General features: G+C 69.7%; 18 protein-coding genes. 7 read left to right on the top strand and 11 right to left on the bottom strand.

The genetic code is table 11. The annotated features are described in order from the left end of the window. Positions 1 to 25: 25 nt before the first annotated feature. Together IPK71_16820 and IPK71_16815 are read right to left on the bottom strand one after the other, a co-directional pair. Complete coding sequence (locus tag IPK71_16820; GenBank protein MBK8215405.1) at positions 26 to 1,939, bottom strand: sensor histidine kinase KdpD; 1,914 nt, start codon at positions 1,937 to 1,939, stop codon at positions 26 to 28. 56 nt (positions 1,940 to 1,995) lie between these two features. Next, positions 1,996 to 2,364, bottom strand: a complete 369-nt coding sequence (locus tag IPK71_16815; GenBank protein ID MBK8215404.1) for a hypothetical protein — start codon at positions 2,362 to 2,364, stop codon at positions 1,996 to 1,998. A gap of 163 nt (positions 2,365 to 2,527) precedes the next feature. Between IPK71_16815 and IPK71_16810 the strand changes: the two genes are divergently transcribed. Next, positions 2,528 to 4,504 carry a KUP/HAK/KT family potassium transporter gene (locus tag IPK71_16810; protein MBK8215403.1) on the top strand — a complete coding sequence of 659 codons (1,977 nt, stop codon included), beginning with the start codon at positions 2,528 to 2,530 and terminating at the stop codon, positions 4,502 to 4,504. Positions 4,505 to 4,532: 28 nt separating this feature from the next. Here IPK71_16810 and IPK71_16805 read toward each other — a convergent pair whose 3' ends face one another. The 6 genes from IPK71_16805 to IPK71_16780 form a co-directional block, all read right to left on the bottom strand. After that, positions 4,533 to 5,840 carry an outer membrane beta-barrel protein gene (locus IPK71_16805; GenBank protein ID MBK8215402.1) on the bottom strand — a complete coding sequence of 436 codons (1,308 nt, stop codon included), beginning with the start codon at positions 5,838 to 5,840 and terminating at the stop codon, positions 4,533 to 4,535. Positions 5,841 to 6,141: 301 nt separating this feature from the next. Then, positions 6,142 to 7,470: a hypothetical protein gene (locus tag IPK71_16800; protein ID MBK8215401.1), complete on the bottom strand. Its 1,329-nt coding sequence runs from the start codon at positions 7,468 to 7,470 to the stop codon at positions 6,142 to 6,144. A 56-nt stretch (positions 7,471 to 7,526) separates the two neighbouring features. Next, positions 7,527 to 8,174 carry a VTT domain-containing protein gene (locus IPK71_16795; GenBank protein ID MBK8215400.1) on the bottom strand — a complete coding sequence of 216 codons (648 nt, stop codon included), beginning with the start codon at positions 8,172 to 8,174 and terminating at the stop codon, positions 7,527 to 7,529. Between the two features lie 497 nt (positions 8,175 to 8,671). Continuing rightward, entirely contained in the window at positions 8,672 to 9,781 is a 1,110-nt protein-coding gene (locus tag IPK71_16790; protein MBK8215399.1) for a hypothetical protein, read from the bottom strand. Positions 9,782 to 10,105: 324 nt separating this feature from the next. After that, positions 10,106 to 11,470 carry a Sun protein gene (locus IPK71_16785; protein ID MBK8215398.1) on the bottom strand — a complete coding sequence of 455 codons (1,365 nt, stop codon included), beginning with the start codon at positions 11,468 to 11,470 and terminating at the stop codon, positions 10,106 to 10,108. A 1-nt stretch (position 11,471) separates the two neighbouring features. After that, positions 11,472 to 13,550: a hypothetical protein gene (locus IPK71_16780; GenBank protein MBK8215397.1), complete on the bottom strand. Its 2,079-nt coding sequence runs from the start codon at positions 13,548 to 13,550 to the stop codon at positions 11,472 to 11,474. A 259-nt stretch (positions 13,551 to 13,809) separates the two neighbouring features. Here IPK71_16780 and IPK71_16775 point away from each other — a divergent pair, with 259 nt between their 5' ends. Beyond that, on the top strand, positions 13,810 to 15,732 hold the full coding sequence (locus IPK71_16775) for a hypothetical protein (GenBank protein ID MBK8215396.1): 1,923 nt from the start codon (positions 13,810 to 13,812) through the stop codon (positions 15,730 to 15,732). Positions 15,733 to 15,800: 68 nt separating this feature from the next. After that, positions 15,801 to 16,148, top strand: coding sequence for a hypothetical protein (locus tag IPK71_16770; GenBank protein MBK8215395.1), 348 nt, complete (start codon positions 15,801 to 15,803; stop codon positions 16,146 to 16,148). A 22-nt stretch (positions 16,149 to 16,170) separates the two neighbouring features. Here IPK71_16770 and rseP read toward each other — a convergent pair whose 3' ends face one another. Genes rseP through IPK71_16755 form a run of 3 tightly spaced genes read right to left on the bottom strand, consistent with a single transcriptional unit; the run spans position 16,171 to position 19,739 of the window. Continuing rightward, positions 16,171 to 17,886: an RIP metalloprotease RseP gene (rseP, locus tag IPK71_16765; GenBank protein MBK8215394.1), complete on the bottom strand. Its 1,716-nt coding sequence runs from the start codon at positions 17,884 to 17,886 to the stop codon at positions 16,171 to 16,173. 3 nt (positions 17,887 to 17,889) lie between these two features. Next, entirely contained in the window at positions 17,890 to 18,714 is an 825-nt protein-coding gene (locus IPK71_16760) for a hypothetical protein (protein ID MBK8215393.1), read from the bottom strand. Beyond that, positions 18,714 to 19,739 carry a fatty acid desaturase gene (locus tag IPK71_16755; protein MBK8215392.1) on the bottom strand — a complete coding sequence of 342 codons (1,026 nt, stop codon included), beginning with the start codon at positions 19,737 to 19,739 and terminating at the stop codon, positions 18,714 to 18,716. Before IPK71_16755 ends, IPK71_16760 begins: the two co-directional genes overlap by 1 nt. Before the next feature lie 241 nt (positions 19,740 to 19,980). Here IPK71_16755 and IPK71_16750 point away from each other — a divergent pair, with 241 nt between their 5' ends. The 4 genes from IPK71_16750 to IPK71_16735 all read left to right on the top strand — a co-directional run bounded on the left by IPK71_16750 (position 19,981) and on the right by IPK71_16735 (position 24,489). Continuing rightward, entirely contained in the window at positions 19,981 to 20,862 is an 882-nt protein-coding gene (locus tag IPK71_16750) for a fatty acid desaturase (GenBank protein ID MBK8215391.1), read from the top strand. Between the two features lie 171 nt (positions 20,863 to 21,033). After that, on the top strand, positions 21,034 to 22,101 hold the full coding sequence (locus IPK71_16745) for a hypothetical protein (GenBank protein ID MBK8215390.1): 1,068 nt from the start codon (positions 21,034 to 21,036) through the stop codon (positions 22,099 to 22,101). 97 nt (positions 22,102 to 22,198) lie between these two features. Then, on the top strand, positions 22,199 to 23,026 hold the full coding sequence (locus IPK71_16740; protein MBK8215389.1) for a tetratricopeptide repeat protein: 828 nt from the start codon (positions 22,199 to 22,201) through the stop codon (positions 23,024 to 23,026). Continuing rightward, on the top strand, positions 23,023 to 24,489 hold the full coding sequence (locus tag IPK71_16735; protein MBK8215388.1) for a LysM peptidoglycan-binding domain-containing protein: 1,467 nt from the start codon (positions 23,023 to 23,025) through the stop codon (positions 24,487 to 24,489). The genes IPK71_16740 and IPK71_16735 overlap by 4 nt, the downstream gene beginning before the upstream one ends. Positions 24,490 to 24,550 lie beyond the last annotated feature (61 nt).

Below are 24,550 nucleotides of genomic sequence, written 5' to 3'. Positions count from 1 at the left end.
GGGGGACCGGCGACGACGGGCAACGTCACCTCCACGGACAAGCCCCCTCTCTCCGATTCTTCGCCACGATCGTCCCTCCGTGAGCGTGCACGATCCCGCGGCAGATCGCGAGGCCCAGCCCCGCGCCCACCGATGCCGCGGAGGCACCGCGCTCGAACTTCTCGAAGATGCGCTCCTCGGCGCCCTCGGGGATGCCCGGGCCGTCGTCGCGCACCTCGACGACGATCGTCTCCCCGCGGCGCTCGACCCCGACGACGACGGAGGCCGAAGGCGGCGTGTGCTTCTCGGCGTTCTCGAGGAGGTTCACGAGCACCTGCTCGAAGAGCACCGGGTCGACGTAGAGCAGCGGCACGGCCGCGTCGATGCGCACGTCCACTGTCCTCCGGGCGAGCCTGCCCTCGAGCCGCGTGAGCACGGCGCCCACGACCTCCTCGGCCGGGACCCAGTCCTTCTTCGGGGACACGATGCCGGCCTCGAGCCGCGTCATGTCGAGCAAGTTCGCGACGAGCCGCTCGAGGCGCTCCGCCTGATCGACGATGGCGTCGACGAGGTCCGCACGGGTCGCCTCGGAGAGCTTGGGCTCGTCCCGAAGGGTCGTCGCGGCGCCCGTGATCGACGCGAGCGGGGTGCGGAGATCGTGGGAGACGGCCGAGAGGAGCGACGCGCGCATCTCCTCGGTGCGCGCGCGGAGCTCGAGGGCCCGCGCTTCCTCCGAGAGCCGCGCGCGACCGAGCGCGACCGCGATCTGCCGCGCGAGGACGTCCAAGAACGCCACCTGCTCGTGCGGGAGCGTCGAAGGGACGTCCACGACGAGCGCGCCGAAGGGGCTCCCCGCGACGGAGAGCTGCGCGACGACGGTCCCGGGCGACGCCGCGAGCGCACGGGTCGGGACGGGAGCCTTGGAGAGCACCACGCCCTCGATCGCGTCGCGCGCGGCTGCCAGACGCGTCGCGGGCACGGCGCTCGCCGCGACCAAGGACGCCCGACCTCCGCCCTCGGAGAGCCAGACCTCCACGGGCGCCCCCAGCACCTCCGCGACCTGGGCCACGGCCGTCTCGGCGAGCGGCGCCGTGCCCTCCGTCGACGCGAGCGCCTTGGCGAGGCCGTAGAGCGCGAGGGTCCGCTGCTCGCGGGCGATCGCGCGATGCTCTTGGACGCGGAGACGGCTCGCGAGCGCGCTCGCGACCCACCCGACGCCGAACATCATCCCGAACGTCAGCACGTACTTTCGATCCGCGACCGAGAACGTGTAGAGCGGCGGCACGAAGAAAAAGTCGTAACACGCGACGCCGAGCGCGGCGGCGAGCAGCGAAGGCCCGCGCCCGTAGCGAAACGCCGCGACCATGACCGCCAAGAGGAAGAGCATCTCGAGGTCCGGCAGGTGGAGGATCCTCCGGAGGACCTCGGAAATCGCAAGCGTAAGCGCGACGAGGGCAGAAGCGGCGACGTACTTGCGCGGCGGCTCGTGAGCGCTCGGCGGGACGCGCGTAGGGCGCGCCGGCGCCTCTGGCTCACCGCGAATGACGTGGACGTCGATGTCGCCACTCCCGCGCACGACGGCGTCGAGGAGCGAGCCTCGTACGAGATCGCGGATCCTCGGGTGGGTCGGCTTCCCGAGCACGATTCGGGTCACGCCGATGCGCCGCGCGTAGTCGAGCACCGTCTCCGCGATGTCGTCCCCGGCGACTCGGCTCACGCGCCCCCCCAGCGCCTCGACGACACGGAGATGCTCGTCGAGGCGCTCGGCGTCCACGTCGGCCAAGGCCGGCCCGTCAGGGCGCTCGACGTACACGGCCGTCCACGCGCACCCGAGCCCCGCCGCCATGCGCGCGGCCGCACGAATGAGCCGGCGCGACGTCTCGGCCGGTCCGACGCACACGAGGACGTGCTCCTTCACGACCGCGTCCGCCGAGGGGCTCTGGGTGTCGAGCGAGGCCATCCAGCGCGGGGAGTCTATCAGGCCCAGCTCGGGTCGAGCGCGCACCATCGCTCGAGTCACCGGGTCGGGCGGGCGACGAACGCGCGCGCAATATCGCGGCAGACCGAGTCGCACTCCTCGAGGGACAGGAGGAGCTCCGCTTGCTCGACGCAGCGGACGGACACGATCCCGTCGCGGGGGCAGCCGAGCACGAGCGCGCGCTGGGTCGTGGTCACGAGCTCACGGCGCTCCTCGGCCGAGAGCTGGCCTAACGCGTCTTCCCCTCGGAGCTGGCGCGACGCGGCTTGGACGAAGAGCAGCGCAGCGAACACGAGCACGACGACCACGACGCCGACCACCGAGGCCTTTGGCGTCACGCCCTCGGGACCACGCGCCACGTCTTCGCCGCGTCCACCGCGCAGGAGCGCCATCACCGGATGTTCCATGCCCCGTGTCTACGCCTTCGCGCCTCCGTCGACCGTCAAGGCCGCTCTCGCGGGCATCAAGAAACCATCAAGGCCCCGCCCGCCCGTACGCGAGCATCAAGAAGGCATATAGATTGGGGGCGCGCTCGCGAGATCGTGGGCTTTCGGGTCTAGATATCCCCGGATGACCGTCTCCGCATCCGCTTCCCCCACGGAGGAAGCCCCGACTGGACATCACCCCACGGCCGCCCTCCGCACGCTCGTCTGGGCCGCCCTCGGCGTCGTCTTCGGCGACGTCGGCACCTCTCCCCTCTACGCGATGAGCGAGACCGTCTCGTCGCACCTCTCCGCGGTGCACGGCATCAAGGACAAGGTCGCCCTCCGGATCGGCGAGCACTACGGCAAAGACGAGGTCCTCGGCTGGACGTCGCTCTTCTTCTGGGCGATCGCCATCGTCGTCACGCTCAAGTACGTCGTGCTCATCATGCGGGCCGACAATAAGGGCGAGGGCGGCCTCTTCTCGATCCTCGCTCTTCTGCAGGACCGCGCGAAAGGGAGCTTCACGAAGAAGGGGATGGCCGTCGTCGTCGGGCTCGCCGTCATCGGCTCCGGGCTCATCCTGGGCGACGGCGTCATCACCCCTTCCCTCTCGATCATGAGCGCGTGGGAGGGGCTCGAGGTCGTCACCCACAGGTGGACGCCCTACATCCCCGTGCTCTCCGTCGTGACCCTCGTCGCGCTCTTCGGGATCCAGCGCTTCGGCACGGCCAAGGTCGGCGCCATCTTCGCCCCCGCGATGGCGGTGTGGTTCACCTGCCTCGCCGCGATGGGCGGCTGCAACCTCGCGAAACACCCCGAGATTTTGGCTGCCATCAACCCGGTGTACGCCGCCTCGTACATGCTCCGCTTCCCGAAAGCGACGCTCTTCGTCGTGGGCTCGGTCGATCTCTGCATCACCGGGTGCGAGGCCCTCTACGCCGACATGGGCCACTTCAGCCGCAGGGCCGTACGCCGCGCCTGGTTCTTCGTCGTGTGGCCCGCCCTCGTCTTGAACTACCTCGGCCAGGGGGCGCGGCTCCTCGACCCCACCCCGATCGCCGAGGGCAACGTGTTCTACGCGCTCGTCCCCTCGACGCCCGGCTTCGTCTACTCCCTCGTCATCGTGAGCTGGCTCGCCACGGTCATCGCGAGCCAAGCGCTCATCTCCGGTGCGTTCTCGCTCATCAAGCAAGCCGTGCAGCTCGGCCTCTTCCCGCGGACCAGCGTCGTGCACACGAGCCACGAGGTCGAGGGCCAGATCTACGTCCCCGAGGTCAACTGGGCCTACCTCGCGCTCTGCATCGCCCTCGTGCTCGGCTTCCGTAGCTCGCACGCGCTCGCGCCCGCGTACGGGCTCGCCGTCACCGGCACGATGGCCTTCACGACGATCCTCTTTTTCTTCGTCGCGACGCGGGTCTGGGGCTGGAAGACGTACGCTATCGGGCCCGTCTGCGCGCTTCTCATCCTGGTCGATTTGGCCTTCTTCGCGAGCAACGCGACGCAGTTCTTCGAGGGTGGCTACGTGACCATCGCCCTCGCCATCGCGGTCGCCTTCGTCATGTTCACGTGGCGGAAGGGCCGGCACTTCCTCTCGCTCGCGCTCCAGAAGGCCGCGATGCCGCTCGACGTCTTCCTCCCGAGCCTCGCGCTCGAGCCGCCCACGCGGGTCAGAGGGACGGCCGTGTTCATGACCTCGAACCCCGGCGCCCCCCCCTGCCTCATGCACTTCTTGAAGCACGCGCGGACGCTCCACGAGAAGGTCGTGCTCCTCACCATCCAAACGGCGCCCGTGCCCGAGGTCCCCGCCGCGGAGCGCATCGCCGCCTTCGACGACCTGGGCGACGGCATCGTCTTCTGCACGCTCGCGTTCGGCTTCGGAGAGACCCCCGACATCCCGAAGGCGCTCGAGCTCCTCGCCTCGCGGGGCATCACCATGGCGCCCGACGAAGTGTCCTATTTCCTTGGACGGGAGTCGCTCGTCTTCACGAAGGGAGCCTCGACGTTGAGCCTCCCGAGGAAGGTCTTCTTCAAATTCCTGAGCCAGAACGCCGCGACGGCCTCGACGTTCTTCAAGCTCCCCCCCGGGCGCGTCGTCGAGCTCGGCATGCAGGTCGAGATCTGACGCGCCCAGGGCCGCGGTCGCCGTCGGGTCAGAGCTTGACCATGACGGCGGCCGTGATTCTATCTTCGGACTTCACGAGGTCGGGCGCCCACCCGGGCACGGCCGAGCCGGGCGCCCCTTGGTTGCCGCCCGGCGGGGTGAGGCCCTCTCGCCCCGAGAAATACGGCACGTTGGCTGCGCGGTGGTTCAGCTCGAGGCGAAAGGTGATCCAGTCGCGCGGCATCACGTCGGCGGCGACCTGCACGTCCCACGCGGCGTATCGATCGCCGGGAGCCGCCGTAAAGTAGGGAGTCCCCGAGGTGGCCGTCGCGCCGTTCACCGGGGGCAAGAGGACGAGATACCGCCCAGGGTTCGTCATGACGCCCCCACCCACGGTGAGGCCGAGGTGGTCCCCCGCGAACCACGCGCGGTGATAGGCCATGAGCCCGAGGAAGTACTGATCCCCGCAGCTCACGTCGCCGCCGAATTCGCACCCGGCGTCGAGCGTGAGCGACGCCGCGGCCTTGCTGAAGGCCCCACCCTTGCGCTGGTAGTACTTCACCGCCACGCTGTCGTCCGTGTGGATGCGTTTGCGGTCGGCGATACCGAGCGTGTCCGTGCCGACGTACTGATTGCCAATGAAGACGACGTCGCCGTTCGGCGCCCAGCGCGTTTGGAGGCCGACGCCGGGAGCGTCGTTGAATTTGCCGTACGACTGCCACCCGTTGACGAGCCACAGCTCGAGCTTCAGCTTCTCGCTCGGGAAGATCTGGACGCGCGCGCCGTTGAAGAACCAAGGGGTGTTCGACGACACGTACGAGGGCTGGTACGTCCAATTGTCGAAGTTGTAGTAGCTCCATAGTCCGATGTACGACATAAAGATACCGGCTTGGACGTTGATGCCCCCTAGGGCGTCGATGTGGTATCCCCCGTAGGCCTCGGAGATGTACCGGTAGGCGTCGTCGAGCCGCCATTGGCCTCGCCCTGGGCTCGCGTCGTTCCGCGGCGTCGTCACGGCGTACATGCCGAACTGGGTCATGAGGCGCGCGTGTACGCCTTTGTAGTAGAAGTCCCCGCCAACGCCGAGCTGCGTGAGCTGAAGCTCGTTGTGGCGGAAGACCTCACTCGAGCCCGAGAGGGTGTTGTCCTTGGGCCGGTTGAAGCTGAAGTGGTAAGCGGTGTCGACGCGGAGCTCGCCGGTGAAAGGGCCCCACGCGAGGGGCCGCTCGTTCGACCCGTAGCTCGCGGGCGCCCACGAGAAGTCCGCGAACGCGAAGGGCTGCGGACCTCTCGGCGCGTACGGGCTCTCCTCCACGAGCGCGGGCGTACGGGCCGCTGGCGGCGTCGGCCATGCCACAGGCGCGCCTTTGGGCTGCGGCGGGTCCTCCGGGGCCCGAGGGGCGACGTTCGGTGGCTCCGCAGCTCGTGTGCCGCCGTCCCCCGAATCGTCGGGCGCGGTCGGGGGCGGCGGGTCGTCCGCGCGCGCGAGGCGCGGGGTGAGAGCGGCGAGACACACGAGCAAGGCGAGGAGAGGAGCACGGCCAGCATGGCCACCGGAAATGCGCATACCTCGGACTCTCCGCCGCGCGGCGTACGGCCGACGTCAAGGCGGGGAGCATCGGCATCAAGAACGTGTGAGGACGCGCCGCGTCGCGGGCTCAGAAGGCGATCGACGAGCCCACGTAGGGCATCACGTCGTGCACGCGTACGTCGGTCGTGCCCGGGGTCTCCCCCGCGTCCGAGAGCGTGACGGTGCGCGCCTCACCGAAGCCGACCGCGTAACGAACGGCCGTGGCGAGCGTGACCACCGGAGCATCGGGGGAGGTCCCCTCGCCTATTCGCGTGCGGAGCACGACGCCGAAAGTGCCTCCCACGTAGTCCACGCGAATCGCCCCGAGCGTCTCGGGAAGGGTCCGCGCCGACGAAGGGTCGACGAACGCTCCGAAGCCGACGTGGAGCGCGTCGAGGGGTTTCAAGAGCACGCCCGCGCGCGCCCGCACCATCGCCCGGTGCGCGACGCCCCACGTGTCGGCCTCGAGCGGGAACGCCACGTCCGCGTCGAAGGCCACGCGCGCCTTCTCGGACACGTCGTAGGCGACCCCCCAGAAGAGCCTCGCCGGGTCGGCGTAGCGGATGCGCGAGGCCCGCGTGCGGACCTCCTCGAGCACCAACGTGGGCTCCCCCGAGCCTGACCCGATCTCGCGGAGCGCCGTCCGCACGGAGCTCGTGAGCTGGAGCTCGGGGAAGCGGAAGACGACGCCCACGTGGAGCCTCCGCGTGACGTCCCACTGAAAGCCATAGGTCGGCTGGAGACCCCACGCGGCGCCGCCCTGGGTGACGCCCAGCGCCGCCACCTCGCGACGCCCGGCGCCCCCCTCGTCGACCCCGACCGCGTAGTCGACCGCCGCATTGCGTGCAGAGTACACGAGAAACATCGCGCTGCCGATACGGAGCCCGCGGCCGAGATCGATGCCGTACGCGCCGCCCACGTGCATCTTGCGGAGCGCGTCGAGCGTGTCGAGGCGGTGCGCGAGGGAGCGCCCATCGGGCCCTTCGACGCGCTCGATGCCGGAGGCCGCGCGCACGTCGTTCGCGGTGTGGTACGCGCCGCCGCTGACGGTCACGTGGGGCAAGAGGGAGAAGCTCGCCGAGGCCGTGGTCGGCGTCGTGACGAAGTCGGCTCCACCGAAATCGATGGCGCTCCTCTGGCCGGCGAAGGACGAGACGAGGCCGCCACGAACCGGACGCACGCGGACGCCGAAGACCGATCCGTTCGCGTTGAGGCGCGTTCGATGCAAGCTCCCGAGGCCCGCCGGGTTGTAGAAGGTCGCGCCGTCGTCCCCGGGGACGGCGACCATGGCGCCGGCGGTGAGCGCCGCCTCGTTCGAGTAGTGGAACGAATCGGCATTTTGCGCATGGGCCGGCCGCGCCACGACCGCCCCGAGGGCGACGAGACCGAAGGCGAGGGCCATCCTCGGGAGCTTCACGCGCACGGCGCCTCCGTAGCACGCTTCGCTGCGCCGTGGGCGGGTCGGGGCGCGCGTCACCCGACGTGCGCGAGCACCCACTCGAACGCGACGGCGACCACGCCGATCGGGACGGCGAGCCCGAGGGCCGAGCCCGCGAGGTAGTGCCGATATTTCACGTTCGTCATGGCGAGCACGTAGTTGAGCGCCGGGGTGAGGAAGAGGAACAACCGGAGGACGGCGACGGTAGCGACGGGGTGCGCGTCGAGCCGCGCGAGGACCTTGCGGATCCGAGGGTGCTCGACCGTCGCGAGCGACTGCCCTCCGACACGCCGCACGAAGACGAACGCGATCGACACCGACACGAGCGCACCCACGTACGCCGCTACGCCTCCCAAGAGCCTCCCGTACGCGAGGAGCGCCGCGAGCACGAACACGATACCCGGCACGTGCACGAGCTCGCCCAGGGCGAAGAGCGCGAGAAAGACGAAGAAGCCCGCCACCCCGAGGCGCTCCATGAGCCCTCGGATCTCGGCCCGCGAGAGGTGGTCGGTGAGGCCCGTCGCACGCCCTACGCCGAAGAGGGCGACGAGCACGAGCGCGAGCACGACGAGGCGGACCCACGGCTTCTTCTTCTTCGGCGAGGGCGCGGGGGGCTCGGCCTCGGCACGGGGCACGGGCTCGGTCATCGAGGTCGGAGGCTCGGCGGGTTCGAGGGAGGGCACGGCCCTCGGACGTTCGCACGTCGCTCGTCACGAAGGTACCGTCGCCGCGTCGACGACGAAGAAGGAGACTCCACGGAGGCGCCCCGAAGGCCACCACCGCACCTCGCGCCACGACGAAGCGTGGCACTAAACCACCGATTTCACTATACAAAACGCTACCGCGAGCTCGCCACGTGTGCGGCGATCGCAGCCAGGCCTCGCAGTCCGACGGAGCGCCACGAAGCACCTCGGAGACGCTCGGCCACGGCTCGTGGGCGTCACACGGACGCGCCAAGGTGCGGACGAGGCGAAAGGCGCGACGCGAGGGATCATGGGGCGGCGCTGGCGACGACCCAGCAGCCCGTTGATTTTCTCCCGTCCCCCGTCGGGGACTTCCAAGGGTCGTCGGCCGCTCCCCCGTCGGGGACTTCCAAGGGTCGTCGCCGCCGCATCCCGACCGCCTTCGTTGCGATCCTGCGGTGCGTCCCCCGTCGGGGACTTCCCAGGGTCGTGCTCACCTACAAAACGACCCTTGGGAGTCCCTGACGAGGGAGTAGGCTCCGCGCGCTCCTCGGATCGCGCCTCGGCGGGTCGGGCGCGGACGTCGAAGGGCCTCGGTCCGAAAAATCAGCGGTCTGCTGGCCTTGGGGGTTGGCCTCCGCCTCTTCGAACGCGGCGTAATACGCGGACGCAGAGAGCGTGGTGAGGATCGAGAGATTTTCCACGTCGAGGGCGTAAACGATGGTGCTCTCGTGCTCGGTGTACCCGCGAGGGGTGCGGGTATCGAGGCACACGAGGCCCGCCACGTACGGGACCGCCCACGCGAGCCGGGCGCTCCCGTCGTACGACCTGAACACCACGAGCCTCGGGGGATCCGGGCGGCTCGAGGGATCGCGCGGGCGAACGGCGCGAAGGGTGGCGAGGGCTCGTTCCGCGTCCGCCGCCGTCGTTCGGGGGCGCCGTGATAGCCAAGGTGTACTCAAGATGAAGGAGTGGCCGAACGTGCGCATCTCCCCGTAGCGGCCGCGGTACCAGGGGCCCGCGCTGCAACCGAGGCAGAGGGCGCCGTTCGAGAACGGCTTCTGACGCAGCTTGGCGTCGACCGTGACTGCATACCCCATCTTCTTCGCGAGCTCTTGGACCACGGCGACCTCGTGCGGAGTGCCGCGCTGCACGCGAGGAACGGCTTCTTCGCTGAAGGATAACCACGTGACCCGCAGCGGCCGAGCCGATTCGACCTGGATTCTCGGGTACGAGGTGGAAGGGAACACCTTGCGGGCTTCGACTTCTCGCGCCTCTTCCTGCGCCGGTGTCTGGGCCGCTCTCTCGGCCGCTTTTTCGGCCTTCTCGAAGGCCTCGACTCGTCGGCCGTACTCTTCACGCTCTGGAATGGCGCGCATCTCGTTTCCGATGAGCTGGCTCGCGATCGCGTCCTGCTCGGCATCGGTCAGGTTGCCGAACGGAACGGGAATCGGTTGCAGAACACAACCCGCGTGGAAGTCGATCGAACGGCACGGCGTCATGACCTCCTCCGGCCAGCCGGTGGCCATGGCCGGAGACGCAGATAGAACGAGGCCCGCGGCGAGGGCAAAGGGCACGAGCACGGGGAGGTGGGGGCGATGGCTCATGGGGTATTTCCGTCACTCGATGGGGGAGAGAGCGACCGGCGAAGTGGGCTCCAGTTCAGCCGACTCCAAGGTTAGCTCGCGACGCAGGTGCGTCCATGGGGCGCTCGTCCATCGGACGTGGACTCCGGTCGTCGCCCCGGCCTCTGCGAGCCCCCGTTCCCATGTTCCGCGAACGTTCATGGTGGGGGGTCGGCGCGACCGTGCGAAACGTTGCGTGGCGATCCGCTTTTTTTCGTTCCACCTTCCGCCGCCGAGGACTGGCGCGGACGCTACGTCCCCGGACGCCGACCGATACCTCAGTCGCCACGCGCGGACTTCGAGGCGCTACGCCGTTCGCACGAGGCTCGCCACGAAGTACCCGTCGGCGCCGTGCACGTGAGGGAGGAGCCGCCCGGACGTCGCGCCCCCGAAGACCTCACGAGCCACCTCGGACGCAAAAGGCGCGAGCGCAAATTCTCGATTTTGCTCGAGAAACTGCTCAACCACCGCCTCGCATTCTTCGGTCAGAACGCTGCACGTCGCGTAGACGAGCCTGCCCCCTGGCCGCACGAGCGAGGCCACCTCCGACACGATCCGGAGCTGCAGCGCGGCGAGCTCGGCGAGGCCCTCGGGGCTCCGTCGGAGCCACATGTCGGGGCGGCGTCGCAAGGTGCCCGTGCCCGAGCACGGCGCGTCCACGAGCACGGCGTCGTACGGCTCGGCCCCTTCGGCGTCTCCTTTGCCGAGCGACCAGTCGACGGCGTACGTCTCGCCGACGTGCGCCCCACGCTCCGCGAGCTCTTCACGGAGGCGATCGAGCTTCTTCGGGTGCACGTCGGCCGCGTCGCACGAGCCGGCGGCGAGGGCGAGGAGCGCGGTCTTGTTCCCGCGGCCTGCGCACGCGTCGAGCACACGCTCGCCCGGGGTCGCGCCGAGGGAGAGCGCCACGAGCTGCGAGCCCTCTTCTTGGACGAACGTGCCTTCTCCGAGTGAGGCGGCGAGCGCGGCGGGTTTCGCCCCTCCCTTCACCGTGAACGCGAGCGGAGAGACACGCCCGGGCGTGACCGTGGCGCCCTTCGCGAGCTCGGCGGCGCGCGCCATCACGGCGTCGCGGAGCTCGGGCCGGGGGACACCGAAACACGGCGGCGGGGCCTCGCGCGAGGCGACCAAGAAGGCGCGCGCGCCCTCGGCTCCGAGCGATCGTGTGAGCGCCTCGGCGAGCCACGCGGGTGTGGACGCGAAGAGCGCCTCGACACGACCTGGCTCGTCGAGCACGAGGGCCCGCTCGGCGAGGCGGCGAAGGAGCGCGTTGCAGAAGCCCGCGACCCGGTCCCCTCGTGTCGCCGAGACGAGCGCCACGGCCTCGTTCACGGCCGCGAAGGGCGGAACCCGATCGAGCCCGAAGAGCTGGTAGCCGGCGACGAGCAGGTGCGCGAGCGTGTCCGGATCGAGATCGACCTCGCCCCGAGAGGACGCACGCGCGAGCTCCCCTTCGAGGAACGATCGGTAGCGCAGCGCCCCGTAGACGAGCTCGGTCGCGAGGGCCTTGTCCCGTGGCTCGAGCTGCACGGCGCGATCGAGCTCGGACGAGAGCGCCGCCGACGCGAAGGCCCCGTCACGGAGCGTCCGCGCGACGACCCTTCCCGCAGAGAGCCTCGCGGTGGGGCGCAGATCGGCGCGAGGGCCGCCTTTTGCTGTCGGGGGCTTCACGTCACTCGGGGCGGATACGGATCTGCGGCGGCGGCGTGAACGTGGGGTTCGTCATGCTGTAGGGCTGGATGCGCACGACGGCCTTCTCGCACACGGCGAGCAGCATCCCGCCGCCGTTCGCTTTGGTGAGGCCGGGGCAGTAGATGGCGCCGCCCCGATCGGGCTCGGGCGCGCTGTAGGCCCCCGGGCCGTCGCTGCCCTCGGCGATGGCGCCGATGCACCCCTCGCGCTCCGACGTGGTGACGGGCTTCGTGGGGCGCTTGTAGAGCGAGATGAACGCGTCGTCCGAGCGGCTCATGTCGCCCGTGCACACGGCCCACGCCGAGAGCGTCACCGGAGCGTTCGCGGTGTTCTGCACGACCCAGTAGCGTGCCGGGAGGATCGAGGTCGCCGACAAGAACCCCGGGCAGGCGCCGGCGCTCTGGAAGCCCGTCTCGGTGGGGGCGGCGGTGAAGAGCGTCGAGTAGGTGGTGGTGTTCCCCACGGCACCGAGCTGAAGGTCGACGCCGGTCGTGTCGCAACCGACGGTGAACGTCGACGCGGCCGAGGTCCCGCCGCCGGGCGCCGGAGTGAGCACCGTGATGGCCAGCTGTCCGGGGTTCGTCATGTACGCGGACTGCACGGTCGTCGTGAGCTGCGTCGTGTTGACGAACGTAGTCGCCGCGGCGACGCCGTTGATGCGCACGACGCTCGTGGGCTGAAAGCCCGTGCCGATCACGCTGAGCGGGCGATCGGCCGAGCCGACCGTGCCCGAGGCGGGAGAGAGGCTCGTGATGACGGGGGCGGGGTTCTGGATCGAGATGCTCTGGGCCGTGGACGTGCCGCCACCGGGAGTAGGGTTCACCACACGCACCGACACGGCGCCCGCACTTGCGAGCGCGGCGGCGGACAAGGTCGCGCGGAGGGTGGTGGCGTTGACGAAGGTGGTCGTCGCGGCGACGCCGTCGAACGTGACCTGCGAGGCCGCGTAGAAGCTCGTCCCGGTCACGGTCACCTGCGTGGCGGCCGAGCCCACCCCGATCTGCGTCGGCGAGACCGACGAGAGCACGGGCGCCGCGTATTGCACACGGAACACGAGCGGGCTCGACAAACCTCCGCCCGGGGGCGGATTCTGCACGGTGATGGGGAACTCTCCGGCCGCGAGGAGGGACGCCGCGGGGATCGTGGCCGAGAGCTCCGTGGCGCTCACGAACGTCTTCGTGACCGGCGCGCCGTTGAACAGCACCTGGGTCGTAGAGAGGAACCCGCTTCCGCGCAGCACCACGTCGACCGCAGAGCTCCCCACGGTCGCCATCGAGGGTGTCACCTGCGTGAGCACGACGTTCGGGTTCGTGACCGTGAACGCGATGGGGCTCGACACACCACCACCGGGCGCCGGGTTCGTGACCTTGACGGGGAAGCTGCCCGACGTGGCGAGGAGGTTCGCCGGCACGGTGGCCTTGAGCTCGGTCGCGCTCGTGAACGTGGTGGTGAGGTCGGTGGTGCCGAACGCCACTTTGGCGCCCGGGACGAAGCTCGTGCCGGTGAGGGTGAGCGTTTGGGCGGCCGAGCCCGCGACGACGGAGAGCGGGGAAATTTGCGTGAGGATGGGCGCAGGGTTCTGCACCTCGAACGTGAGCTCTTTGCTCGCGCCGCCGCCGGGCGGAGCCGTGCCGACCGAGATGCGGAGCGTGCCCACGGCCGCGAGCTTGTTCGACGGGATGGCCCCGCGGAGCTCGGTCGCCGACACGAACGTGGTGGCGAGCGGCGCGCCGTCGAGCTGGATGACCGAACGCGCGACGAAGTTGTTGCCGGTGATCACGATGGCCGGGCCCACGTCCCCGACGAGGGCCTTGTCCGGCGTGACCGACGTGACCACGGGGGCCTTGGCCGTGTCCGGGTCGGGCGGGGTGGTGCCGGTGGGCTTGGGAGGGGCGGTGGTCGTCGCCGTGCCGGTCGCCGTGCCGGTGGGGGCCGCGTCGGGCCCTTCGACGACGGGGGGCTCGCTCGAGCACGCGCCCGAGAAAGCGCCGCCGAGCGCCAGCACCGAACCGAAGAAGAGGGCGAGACCTCGGCGCCGCGCGCCCGAAAAAGCGTTCATCGAAAGCTCCAGCGCGGTCTATGCCACATTCTCCTCCCCGTTGCCACGGCCGCCCCCGGCGCCGCTACGCAAGAAGTTCGCGGGGTCGGTGCGACAGTCGCGGCCTCACGACCTCGCCCGAGACGCCAGGGCGGCATCCCGGGAGAGCCCATCGCCGCCGAACGTGCCGCACGTGCTCGTGGCCCGTCTTTTGCGTTAAATTGGAGACTCCGTGCGTGCGACGCCCGCATGGCTGCCCCCGAACCCGAAGAAGACCGCCATGAGAGCCCTCCTCCTCCACAGAATCCCCACCCGCCCCCTCGTCGCCGCGCTGCTCGCCACCGCCACGCTGGCCGTCCCCGGGCGCGCCCGCGCGCAGCTCCTCTCGGAGACGTGGGAGCAAGGCACCACCACCAAGTGGGTCGCCTCGAGCACGGTCAACACGTACAACGAGACCGGCTCGGCCCCCGTCTTGCGAAGCTCCGTGACCGACGGCCCCACGGCCGCTTGCGCGGGGAAATACGCGCGGGAGACCGTGGCGACCTCGGGTGGGCGTGTGTTCACCAAGCCCGGCATCTTGCTGAAGGAGAACACCGACTACTGCCTCATGGCGTTCATCCGAAGGAACGCGGCCGGGCAGCCCTACCTCGGGATCAACTTCGAGCCCGACGCGCAGACCCCCGGCGTCGGCAGCTCCACCACGAACGAGTGCTGGCTCATCGGCCAAGCGGCCTTCAGCAACGCGGCCACGGCGGGCTTCTATTGCCCACCGGGTGTCAACACGATCGGCGGCACGCCCGACACGGGCGCGGTGCCGACCGCCACACCGGCCGCGTGGACGTGGGTACGTCGTGGGTTCCGCACGCCCGCGTTCGCGGCCATGCCCGGCATGTACGCGTACGTGAAGTACGAGCATTTCTGCGGGTCCGCGTCGTGCGGAGGCGCCCAACAGACGGGCATCACCGACGGCCCCGACTTCGACGACATTCGCCTCGTCGAGGGCACCTGCCCCGCCGCGCCTCCCGCCGACATGGCCCCCCACACGCCCTGCGCGGGCACCACGCCCGTGTGCGTCGAGGGCTCGGCGGCGACGAATGCAAAGTGCATGGATTGCAACGCCGACTTCGGTACGGCCGGGGCGACCCGCGCGTGCCCCACGGCGGCGGCGCCCCTCTGCATCACCACCGGCGCGGACAAAGGCGCGTGCCGCCCACCGTGCGACGGTGACTTCGGCACCGCGGGCGCGGCGGCGTGCACCGAGACCCAGCCCTTCTGCCGCCCCGCCGGCGACCCGAAGGCCACGTGCAAGGCGTGCAACGGCGACTCCGGCTCGGGCGCGACCGAGGCCTGCGGCGCGGCGGCGCCGACGTGCTTCACCAAGGGCGCGAAGACCGGGGCCTGCGGCAAGTGCACGACCAACGCCGACTGCGGCTCCGCGAAGCCGCGCTGCGACGTCGGCACGGGCGCGTGCACCGACACCTGCGCGATCGACGCCGAGTGCGGCGACAAAACGTCGGGCAAGGTGTGCACGGCGAGCAAGTGCGCCGACGGCTGCCGCGGAGACACCACGCTCGGCAACGGCTGCCCCTCGGGCAAACGGTGCACGTCGACCGACGGCACGGTCGGCGCTTGTGTCGACGCGGCGGCGAACGACCGCGACGCGGACGGCGTCCCCGACGACGTCGAGGCGAAGCTCGGCCTGAACCCCGACTCGGCCGACACGGACGGCGACGGCATCTTCGACGGGACCGAGCTCGGCCCCGACCCGCAGAAGCCCCTCGACACCGACGGCGACGGCAAGATCGACGCGAACGACACCGACGACGACGGCGACGGCATCCTCACGAAGGACGAGGTCTCGCTCACGCGCGGCGCGAACCTCACCGACGACGTCGACGGCGACGGCAAGAAGAACTGGCTCGACTCGGACGCCGACGGCGACGGTGTGCTCGACGGCGAGGACGGCGCGAGCGATCGCAACGCGAACGGCAAGCCGGACTTCCTCGACGCCTCGTCCCCGAACGGGGGGAGCGGCAAGGGCGACGGAGGCGGCGCGGACCTCCGGAACGACAACGGCTCGCTCGAAGGTGGCGGCTGCACGATCGGCCCGGATGCCCCCGCGCGAGGGGCAGGCACGGTGCTCGCCGCGGCCTTCGGGCTCACGGTCCTCGGCGCCGCACGACGCCGTCGCAAGAGCGCGTAACCTACGGTAACCTCTCGAAGAACGGCGCCTCGTTCGGCTCGGCCGGGCGGGGCGCGGTCGTTCTCGCCATGATGAAACCGAACCTCTCTCCGCTCACGCCCCCGAGGCCCCCCAAGAAGGACGAGGGCAGCCTCATCGGGGGCTTCGTGGTGGGCTTCGTCGCGATGGCCCTCGGCACCTTCGCCGCGATGCATTTCCTCGGAGGGCTGCTCGAGATGTCGGCCGGCACGGTCGGGAAGGCCAAGGCCTTCGTCGTGATCTCGGTGCCCGTGTTCTTCGTCGGTCAACGCGCGCTCGCGCGAGGCAACGCCGGGCTCGTGGGAGAGGCTCGTGGGCTCTTCTTCGGCCTCGTGTGCGGAGCGGGCGCCGGGATGGTCCTCTCCGCGGCGATCGGGATGAAGGGCACCGGGCTCTGACGCGGCCCTTGGCACGAGCTCCCTAGGTCTTCACGAGCTCGTGGGCGTGCGCCTTGATGGTGTCCCACTTCCGCGCGACGTCGTTCTTGAAGGCGAGCAGCATGAGCAACATGAGCACGCTCATTCCGACGAGGCTCGCGACCTCGCGCGTGCGTAGCGAGAGCGGCTTGCGGCGGATGCCCTCGAACAAAAAGAACACGAGGTGCCCGCCGTCGAGCACGGGGATGGGCAAGAGGTTGATGAGACCGAGGTTCACGGAGGTGATGGCCATCGCCCACACGAAGTAGCGCGTGCCCTTGGCGCCGGCCTGACCGGCCACGTCGTACAACGTGATCGGGCCGCTCACGGTGGCGAGGCTCACCCGCCCCTGGGTCACGCGCAGGAACCCGACACCGATGAATCGAATGACCGACACGGTCTCTTCGACGCCCTTTCGGAGCGCATAAAAGAGGCGATTTTCGTTCGGCACGGTCTCGTCTTTGGCCTTGGGGACCCAGTGCGTCGTGCGGAAGACGTAGCGCGCGTACGACTGACCGACCTCGTCTTGCCAGACCTCTTTGCGGAGCTGGAAGGTGCCGCTCTTCCGTTCGCCGTCGCGCGTCCACACGAGCTCGTGCACGCGTGATGCGTCGTGCAAAAGCTCGGCTTTCATGCCCGCGAAGAGCCGCTGGGGTACGCCGTCGAGCGCCACGATCCTGTCGCCCGCGCGGAGGCCCGCCCGCCACTCGCTCGACCCCTCGGGAACGAACGCCACGTACATGTCGCTCGCCTCGATGCCCGTGCGCGTGAGCACGTCGCGCTCTCGGCCGGCCCAGTCGTCGACCTGGGAGCCCGTGTCCTCGCGCGCGGCCGGCGTCAGCGTGGCGACGCCCATGTCCATGACCGCAAGCTCGAAGAGCTCGGGCTCGGCGCGCGTGGGGCGCATGTAGGTGATGGTGAGCGTGTCGCCGCGGCTCTTCGTCAAGATGCGCACGAGATCGACGAACCTGTCGATGCGACGACCGTTGACGCTCGTGATGCGATCGAAGGTGCGGAGGCCCGCGCGGTAGGCCGGAGAGTCCATCCGTGGGACGCCGATGACCGGGGCCGCGAACGTGGGGCTGATGCCGATGCGCGCGACCTTCTGCACCATCTCGAGCTCGAGCGGCTCGAGCTCCTCGATCTCCTCGACGGGCTGGAGATCGACGTCCTTCTCGGCGCCGTCGCGGGAGACGACGACCCGCACGACCTTGCCCGCGCGCTTCGCGACGAGGTCCTGGACCTCCGGGAACGACGCGACGGGGTGCCCGTCGATCGACACGATGCGATCCTCGGGCATGAGCTTCCCGTCGGCGGGCTTGCCCGGGAGCACCGAGCCCACGACCGGCGAGAGAAACTCACGATCTTCGTAGAAGACCGACGTGTAGAGCAAAATGGGGAAGAGCACGTTCATGCCCGGCCCGGCCATGACGATGACGATGCGCTTCCAGAGCTTCTGGGACTCGAACGTGCGGTGCCTGTCCTCGGGCAAGATGGCCTCGCGGCTCTTGCCTTCTTCGAGCATCTTCACGAACCCGCCGAACGGGAGGATGCCGATGCAGTACTCGGTCTCGCGGCCGCGGATCTTCACGAGCTTCGGCCCGAAGCCGACCGAGAAGGTGAGCACCTTCACCCCGAAGATCTTCGCGAACGCGAAGTGCCCCGCTTCGTGGATGAAGATGAGCACGCTCACGAAGAGGACGAAGTAGAGAAGATCCAACCGTCACCCTTCGACGCGCGTCGTCGTGCGCCCGGGGACGACCCCTCCCGGGAACGGGGCCGACCTCTTGTGGACCCCGCGCAAGAAGCGACGGAACGGCTCACGCGAGGCCTCTTCGACCGACACGCCCACCGGCTGCACGATGAGGAAGAACGCGAGGAGCCCCGCACCGCCGAGGGTGCTCACCTTGCCGAAAACGGGCGCGTGGAGCGCGAGCGCCGTGAGCGCCCCACAGATGGCGAGCTCGACGAACGCGAAGGCGATGTGCGCGCGAACGCGCCCCGACAGGAACGCGGCCGGGTCCTCGGCGGAGAGGAACGTGAGGCGACCGTCCGGGCCGCTCGCGAAGTAGACCTTTTTGCCCACGGCGAACGGCACCCGGACCACGCGTGGGGCTCCCTTGGCGCTGCGAGCATCTTTGTAGAGTGCATCGAGCTCGGCGTCGTTCGGGACGGCGGCGCGCGCAACCTGCGCCTCCATGTCGGGCCACACCTCGAGCTCGCCCGGGTGCGTGACCTCGACGGTCTCCCCCGACGCGGTCAGCGTGCCCCCGTACACCTCGCCACGGTAGGCCTTGTCCGAGAACACGATGGCCGGGGGCTCGCCGTCCATGGCGCGGCCGATCTGCTCGACCTCGTGCACGGCGAGCGCGCCGCCGGGGCCCTCCCCCGAGGCCACGGTCCCCTCACGGACGCCGCGGAGCTCCCGCGCGCGCGCCATGAGCTTCCGTGCGTAGTCGACCGACGCGAGCGCGCAGAGGAGCGCCGCCGTCCACACCACGGCGAGGAGGGCGATGCCCAGGAACGGGTACGGGATGGGGCCGAGCATCAGACGGCGTTCCCTTTGGTCTCGACCTCGATTTTGCGGTCTTCGCGCGAGGCGATGTCGGCCTTCTCGAGGTTCGCCTCGGCGAGCGCGACGGCCTTCGGCTCGGGGCGCGAGAAGCGGAAGAGGTAGGTGCGGAGCAGGTAGAGCACCATCGACGGCTCGTTCAGCGACGGGTCGATGCGCGGGGCGGCCTCTTTGTCGTGCCACTCGAAGAGCGCCGACCAGTGGAGGCCCGCGCGGTTGTGGTGGATCGTGTGCAGGCCGTTGTTGCACATGATCCAGTTGAAGGCCTTGCCGACGAAGTTCCGCGAGTGGTTCCACTCGGACGTGATGTCGCAGCCGTCGTGCTGGATGAGGTTGATGCGGAGGATGCCGCGCGCGCCCCAGAGCTGCGGGACGACCACGAAGAAGAGCGCCGTCCAGAAGTCGAGCGCGAGCAAGAGACCCGTGAGCCCGAACGCGAACACCTGCTCGCGGACGTACTGCGCGCGGAAATCGCCGCGCCCGAGGAGCTTCGACCAGCGCGTGACGCCGGCGAAGGTGCGGGGCCCAGCGACGTTAGGAAAGTGGAGCAAATTCAAGAGGTTCCACTTGAACCTGACGTGCTCGGGGGCCGCCCAATCCTCTTGGCCGTCGTCGTCGAAGTGGTGGTGGACGAGGTTGTGCGAGGGGATGTTGGCCGAGGCCGGGTAGAGCACGCCGAACGAGAGGATCATGCGCCACACGTCGTTCATCCAGGTGGCCTTGAAGGGCCCGGCGTGGAGCGAGTTGTGGATGACCACCGAGTTCAGGAACGCGAGGTAACAGGCGAGCACGAGGCACGGCACGTTCCGCGCCGCGGGCACGAAATACATGGTGAAGAGCAGGCCCATGTAGGCCGTGATGAGGCCGACCTGGCGGAGGTCGTGGGCGTTCTTCAGCGGACCGAGATCGCGGACGACCTGCGGCGCCGGGCGCTCGCGGCGGGCCTTGGGTAGCTCTTCGGCCGTGCTCTTGGGGCTCGTGGGGAGGGTCTGCGCGGACATGCGGGCGACCTTTCTTGAGCCGGAGTTGGCCGCGCGTCAACCCGCGCGTTCATCTGCGAAATCCGCTACGCGGGCCCCGAGGTCGAGGTGCACGGGGTGCATCACCGCGAAGGCGGATTCGCGGGTTTTGCGGCCTTCGGGCAACGTTCACAAGGACGTTGCCGATCGGAAACTTGAGGTCTAGAACACGCCCGGTTCGGGAGGTCGCGTCATGGCCACCCGTCTAGGAGGAATGGGTCCGATGTCCGGTGCCGCCGCACGCCCCTCGTGGTTTGCCTCGTTCGGGAGCTTGCCTCACTTGCACTTCCGCCGGGACAAGAACTTCTACCGTCGGTACGACGCGAAGTGGCTCGTCTTCGGCCTCGCGCTCATCGCGGCGCTCCACTTCGGCGGCGTCGCGCCCCTCATGCCGACGTTCCAGTGGTGGCACCTCGCGGCGTTCCCGCTCGTGCTCTACGTGCACATCGTCTGCAACCTCTTCGTCCACAACGCGTGCCACGGAAGCTTCCCGCGCTCGATCAACCGCATCGTCGGCGAGATCTGCGGCTTCATCGTGCTCTCGCGGTTCGCGTCGTGGCAGATCGTGCACGAGCGTCACCACAAGTACTCGGACGACCAGGAGAAAGATCCGCACCCCCTCCTCCCCGGCTACTTCGAGTTCACGTGGCGCGGCATCACGAACGTCGAGAAGCAGCTCCAGACGGCGTACCTCGAGGTCTACGGGGACACCGAGGAGAACCGCGCCCGCGAGCGGACGCGCGCCATGATCAGCTTCAGCACGAACTTCGTGCTCATCGCGTTCTTCTACAAGCTCCTCGGCCCGGCCGGCTTCGTGACGTGGTTCTTGCCGGCCCAGGTGCTCGGCTGGATGTTCGTCATGCACTTCAACTGGGTGACGCACAACGCCCTCGCGAAGGACGGCAACTACTACCCGGTGAACCTCGACAGCGGGTACTACTGGCTCGGGAACCGCATCTTCTTCGGCATCTACATGCACGGGAACCACCACAAGCGGGCCAACGTGTTCAACCCGCTCTTCTGGGACGAGGCCAAGTTCGGCCCCGCGTGCCCGATCGTGAAGCCGTACCCGGTCCCTCGAGAGACCACGTCGAACGCCGAGTAGGTTCGGCGTAGGGCGCATGCCTACACGAGCACCCGCGGCAGGGCTTGCCGCGGGTGTTTCGCTTTCGAAGCCGGGCGAGGCCACCGAAAAGGCCACCCGAGGGCTCGGAGCAGGCTTGCGCTCGGCCTACGAGCCCCGATAGCCTGACCTCGGGGCTCGGGTACCGGGACGATGGCAAAAACTCAATCGCCGCTCCTCGGCTACAACAACAACGTCCGGCACAAGAACCGGGTCTTCCATATCCAAACGGAAGACTCGGGCGTGAAGCACCCGCACATCATCACGCACCTCTTCATGGACGGCGGCCGCATCCTGAAGAGCGTGAAGCGCAGCTACGCCGAGCATCTCGGCTCCGACAACCTGAGCGAGACCGTTCGCCAGATGATGAAGGAGCAGCACAAGCAGATGTTCATCGCGCTGCGCGATGGCGCCTACGACGATCTGCTCGAAGGCGCCGTGCGCGCTTCTACGGCCGGAATCCCGGCTCAAGCCGCGAAGCCCCCTGCCCCGGCGCAGGCTTCGGCGGCGCCCCCCGCTCAGGCCGCTCAGGCCGCGCAGGCCGCAGCGCCCGCTCCCGCAGCGCCGGCCGCGCCCCCACAGGCCGCGGCACCTCCGCCCAAGCCCGCGGCGGCCTCACGGACGGAGAGCCCCATCGACATGCAGGCGCTCGAGGCTGCGTCGCTCACGACGGGCGAGCACGCTGCCCTCGTGATGCCGAACGACCTCCCACCGCCCCCGAAGAACCTCTTCCAGAAGGAGCTCACGGGCAACATCGGGTACCGTTCCACCCGCGTCGACGAAGAAGAGGCCGGGAGGCCCACGCCGGCCCAACAGAAGCGCCCCGGCTCTCGGCCCCCTCCCGAGCGGCACGGCTCGCAGCCCGCACCCGACAAACGAAACCCGCTCGCGCGGACCCAGCCCTCCGTCGCGCCGAGCCCTCCGTCGCGTGTCCCGGCCGCGGCGCCTCCGGCCTCACCCGCCCCTGCGCCCGCCGCAGCTCGTCCGCCTGCGCCAAGCCTCAAACCGCCACCTCAGCCGGCCGTCTCGCTGCCTCCCCCCACCCAAAAAGACGACCCCGCTCAGAGCCGCAGGTACGCGCCGGCGCGCCCGGCCGCCATCTTCGGGCAGTCGCAGGCGCCCAGCACCTCCATCTTCGGCGACGACCTCGTCGGCGACAAATCGCTCGACGAGGTGATCCTGAGCTACCTCGTCGACGACCTGAACCCGCAGAAAAAGTAGTCTGGTTTCGGGCACTTAAGCGAGTAGACCGCGGCACGTCGGGTCCGGTCTCCCGGAATTTGGCCCCCGGGCGTCGTGCGCCGTACCCTTTCAGGCGATGGCCCGCCTTCGCCGAGTCGGCTCCCCGTTTGCTCCCGCGCTCCGCGCCGCGCTCGCGCTCGTGCTCGTCTCCGTCGCCGGATGCGCACACGAGTCGGCCGCGGATCGGCAGCTCGCGCGCCTCCAAGAAGACATGGGGCGCCTCACCAGCGAACGCGATGGCTTCGAGAAGCGTCTCACCGCGCTCGAAGGCGCGCGCACCGACGCCCCACGTCCGAAGGGAGACGACGCCCAGGACTCGCCGGGCGCGCGGGTCGATCCGTCGGCGCCCCCCACGTCCGACGACCCCGAGGACGGCTCCCCGCGCCCGTCGATCAAGGTCCAGGGGCAGCCAGGCTTCGGCAAAGCTCGCTCGCGCCGCGACGACCCTCAACCCGACCTCGCCGCGGCCGCGGATCCGTCGGGCTCCCGCCCGAGCGCGCTCGATCCTGCCGCACGAAAAGCCTACGACGAGGCCCTCGAGAAGGCTCGCTCGGGGCGGCATCGCGAGGGGCTCGAGAAGATGTCGGCCTTCCTCGTGAAGTGGCCCGATCACCCCTACGCCGACAACGCGATGTACTGGCGTGCCGAGTGCCTCGCCGCGCTCGGTGAGCCTCAGAAGGCGATCGCCGAGCTCGAGGGCCTCGTGTCGCGTTTCCCGCTCGGCAACAAGGTCCCCGACGCGCTGTCGAAGCTCTCCCTCCTCTACGAACGACAGGGCGACGCGGCCAAGGCAAAGGCCGCATCGGATCGCCTCGAGCGTGATTTCCCGAAGAGCGACGCGGCCAAGCGCCGCGCACGCAAATCCTCCGATCGTGGGCACGAGAGGCCCAAGGACGTCCCATGACCCGCTCCCTCCGCATCACCGGTTTCTCGGCAAAATCCAGGCTCTTCGCGCTCCTCGTGGGGCTCGGCCTCGTCACGGTCTCGAGCGGCGCGCTCGCGCAGTCGGGCGGAGCGTCCCCCGGCGGCGCGGGTGGCGGCGTCGCTCCCGGCGGCGCGGGCGGTGGCTCCGGCGCGGGCGGTGGTGCGGCCCCGGGTGGCTCCGGCGGTGGCACGTCCCCCGGCGGCTCCGGCGGCGGCACGTCTCCCGGTGGCTCCGGCGGTGGCTCCGGCGGTAGCGCGGGCGGCGGTTTCGTCCTCCCGCAGTACCCTGGCAGCGTGGCCCCGGTCCCCGAAGGCGGCGTGCTCGGCGGAGGCAACGTGACCGGCTCGTCGTCGAAGCCGCTCACGGGCCCCAACGATCGTGACGGGTTCGATCTCGGTCCGAAGGGCGGCGCGGGTGGCACCGTGCGCGGCCGCGAGGACGCCCCGTTCGTGTTCGGTGGGACGCGCATGAGCCGGAGCTCGAACGCGCAAATTCACACGGTGCGGCGCGGAGACACGCTCTGGCGCATCTGCGACGAGTACTTTCAGAACCCGTACCAGTGGCCTCGCATCTGGTCCTATAACCCCGAGATCCAGAACCCTCACTGGATCTACCCCGGCGACCAGGTGCGCCTGCGCCTCGGCGCCGAAGAGCCGCGCGGCGGTGGCGCGCGCCCGAGCATGATCGATCGGAGCCGCACCGTGCCGAACGGCACCGTGTTCCTCCGGAACGAGGGCTACGTCGAGGACAAGTCGACGAACTGGGGCGAGATCAACGGCTCGCCCGAGGACAAGATGCTGCTCTCCGAGGGCGACGAGGTCTACATCCGCTTCGCCGACAACCGCGAGGTGAAGGAGGGCCAGCTCCTCACCGTGTACCGCCCGCAAAAGTCGGTCCGCGGCGGCGAGGTGATCGGCATCCAGGGCACCGTGCGCATCGACAACTGGCGCCCGAAGGATCACACGGCGCGCGCGCGCATCGTCGAGGCGACCGACGTCATCGAGCGCGGGGCGCGCATCGGGCCCATCCAGCGCAGGTTCGAGGTGGTGCCGCCGCAGCGCAACGAAGAAGAGGTGGCCGCGCAGGTCGTGGCGAGCGTGCGATCGCACAGCTTCTACGGCCAAGAGCAGGTCATCTTCATCGACAAGGGCGAGGACGCGAAGATCAAGCCCGGAAACCGGCTCTTCGTGCTCCGCAAGGGCGACGCCTGGCACGACAGCTTCACGAACCGCAAGGCCGTCCCGCGCATCGCGCTCGAGAACGAGTCGCCCGCGGCGATCGAGCCCGTGCCCAAGCCGCGCGACGAGAGCAAGCTGCCCGAAGAGGTCGTGGGCGAGCTCCGCGTCGTCACGGTGGGGAAGAACACGGCGATGTGCATCTTCACGAGCTCGCGCAAAGAGATCGAGATCGGCGACAAGGTCTTCATGCGCAAGGGGTACTGAGCGAGCTCTGCCGCCACGTGCTCGGTGACCTCGTGACCGAGCTCGGGACCCGCGGTACCGT

This window comes from Myxococcales bacterium (assembly GCA_016712525.1).
Taxonomy (GTDB): Bacteria; Myxococcota_A; Polyangia; order Polyangiales; family Polyangiaceae; genus JAAFHV01.
The sequence above is the reverse complement of the archived record's forward strand: the minus strand, read 5'-3'. Positions and strand labels throughout refer to the sequence as shown.

Bases quoted from the DNA above. Each gene is read 5' to 3' on its own strand.
- IPK71_16820 (MBK8215405.1), bottom strand. From the start codon at position 1,939: ATGGCCTCGCTCGACACCCAGAGCCCCTCGGCGGACGCGGTCGTGAAG.
- IPK71_16815 (MBK8215404.1), bottom strand. From the start codon at position 2,364: ATGGAACATCCGGTGATGGCGCTCCTGCGCGGTGGACGCGGCGAAGAC.
- IPK71_16810 (MBK8215403.1), top strand. From the start codon at position 2,528: ATGACCGTCTCCGCATCCGCTTCCCCCACGGAGGAAGCCCCGACTGGA.
- IPK71_16790 (MBK8215399.1), bottom strand. From the start codon at position 9,781: ATGAGCCATCGCCCCCACCTCCCCGTGCTCGTGCCCTTTGCCCTCGCC.
- IPK71_16780 (MBK8215397.1), bottom strand. From the start codon at position 13,550: ATGAACGCTTTTTCGGGCGCGCGGCGCCGAGGTCTCGCCCTCTTCTTC.
- IPK71_16775 (MBK8215396.1), top strand. From the start codon at position 13,810: ATGAGAGCCCTCCTCCTCCACAGAATCCCCACCCGCCCCCTCGTCGCC.
- IPK71_16770 (MBK8215395.1), top strand. From the start codon at position 15,801: ATGATGAAACCGAACCTCTCTCCGCTCACGCCCCCGAGGCCCCCCAAG.
- IPK71_16760 (MBK8215393.1), bottom strand. From the start codon at position 18,714: ATGCTCGGCCCCATCCCGTACCCGTTCCTGGGCATCGCCCTCCTCGCC.
- IPK71_16755 (MBK8215392.1), bottom strand. From the start codon at position 19,739: ATGTCCGCGCAGACCCTCCCCACGAGCCCCAAGAGCACGGCCGAAGAG.
- IPK71_16750 (MBK8215391.1), top strand. From the start codon at position 19,981: ATGTCCGGTGCCGCCGCACGCCCCTCGTGGTTTGCCTCGTTCGGGAGC.
- IPK71_16745 (MBK8215390.1), top strand. From the start codon at position 21,034: ATGGCAAAAACTCAATCGCCGCTCCTCGGCTACAACAACAACGTCCGG.
- IPK71_16740 (MBK8215389.1), top strand. From the start codon at position 22,199: ATGGCCCGCCTTCGCCGAGTCGGCTCCCCGTTTGCTCCCGCGCTCCGC.
- IPK71_16735 (MBK8215388.1), top strand. From the start codon at position 23,023: ATGACCCGCTCCCTCCGCATCACCGGTTTCTCGGCAAAATCCAGGCTC.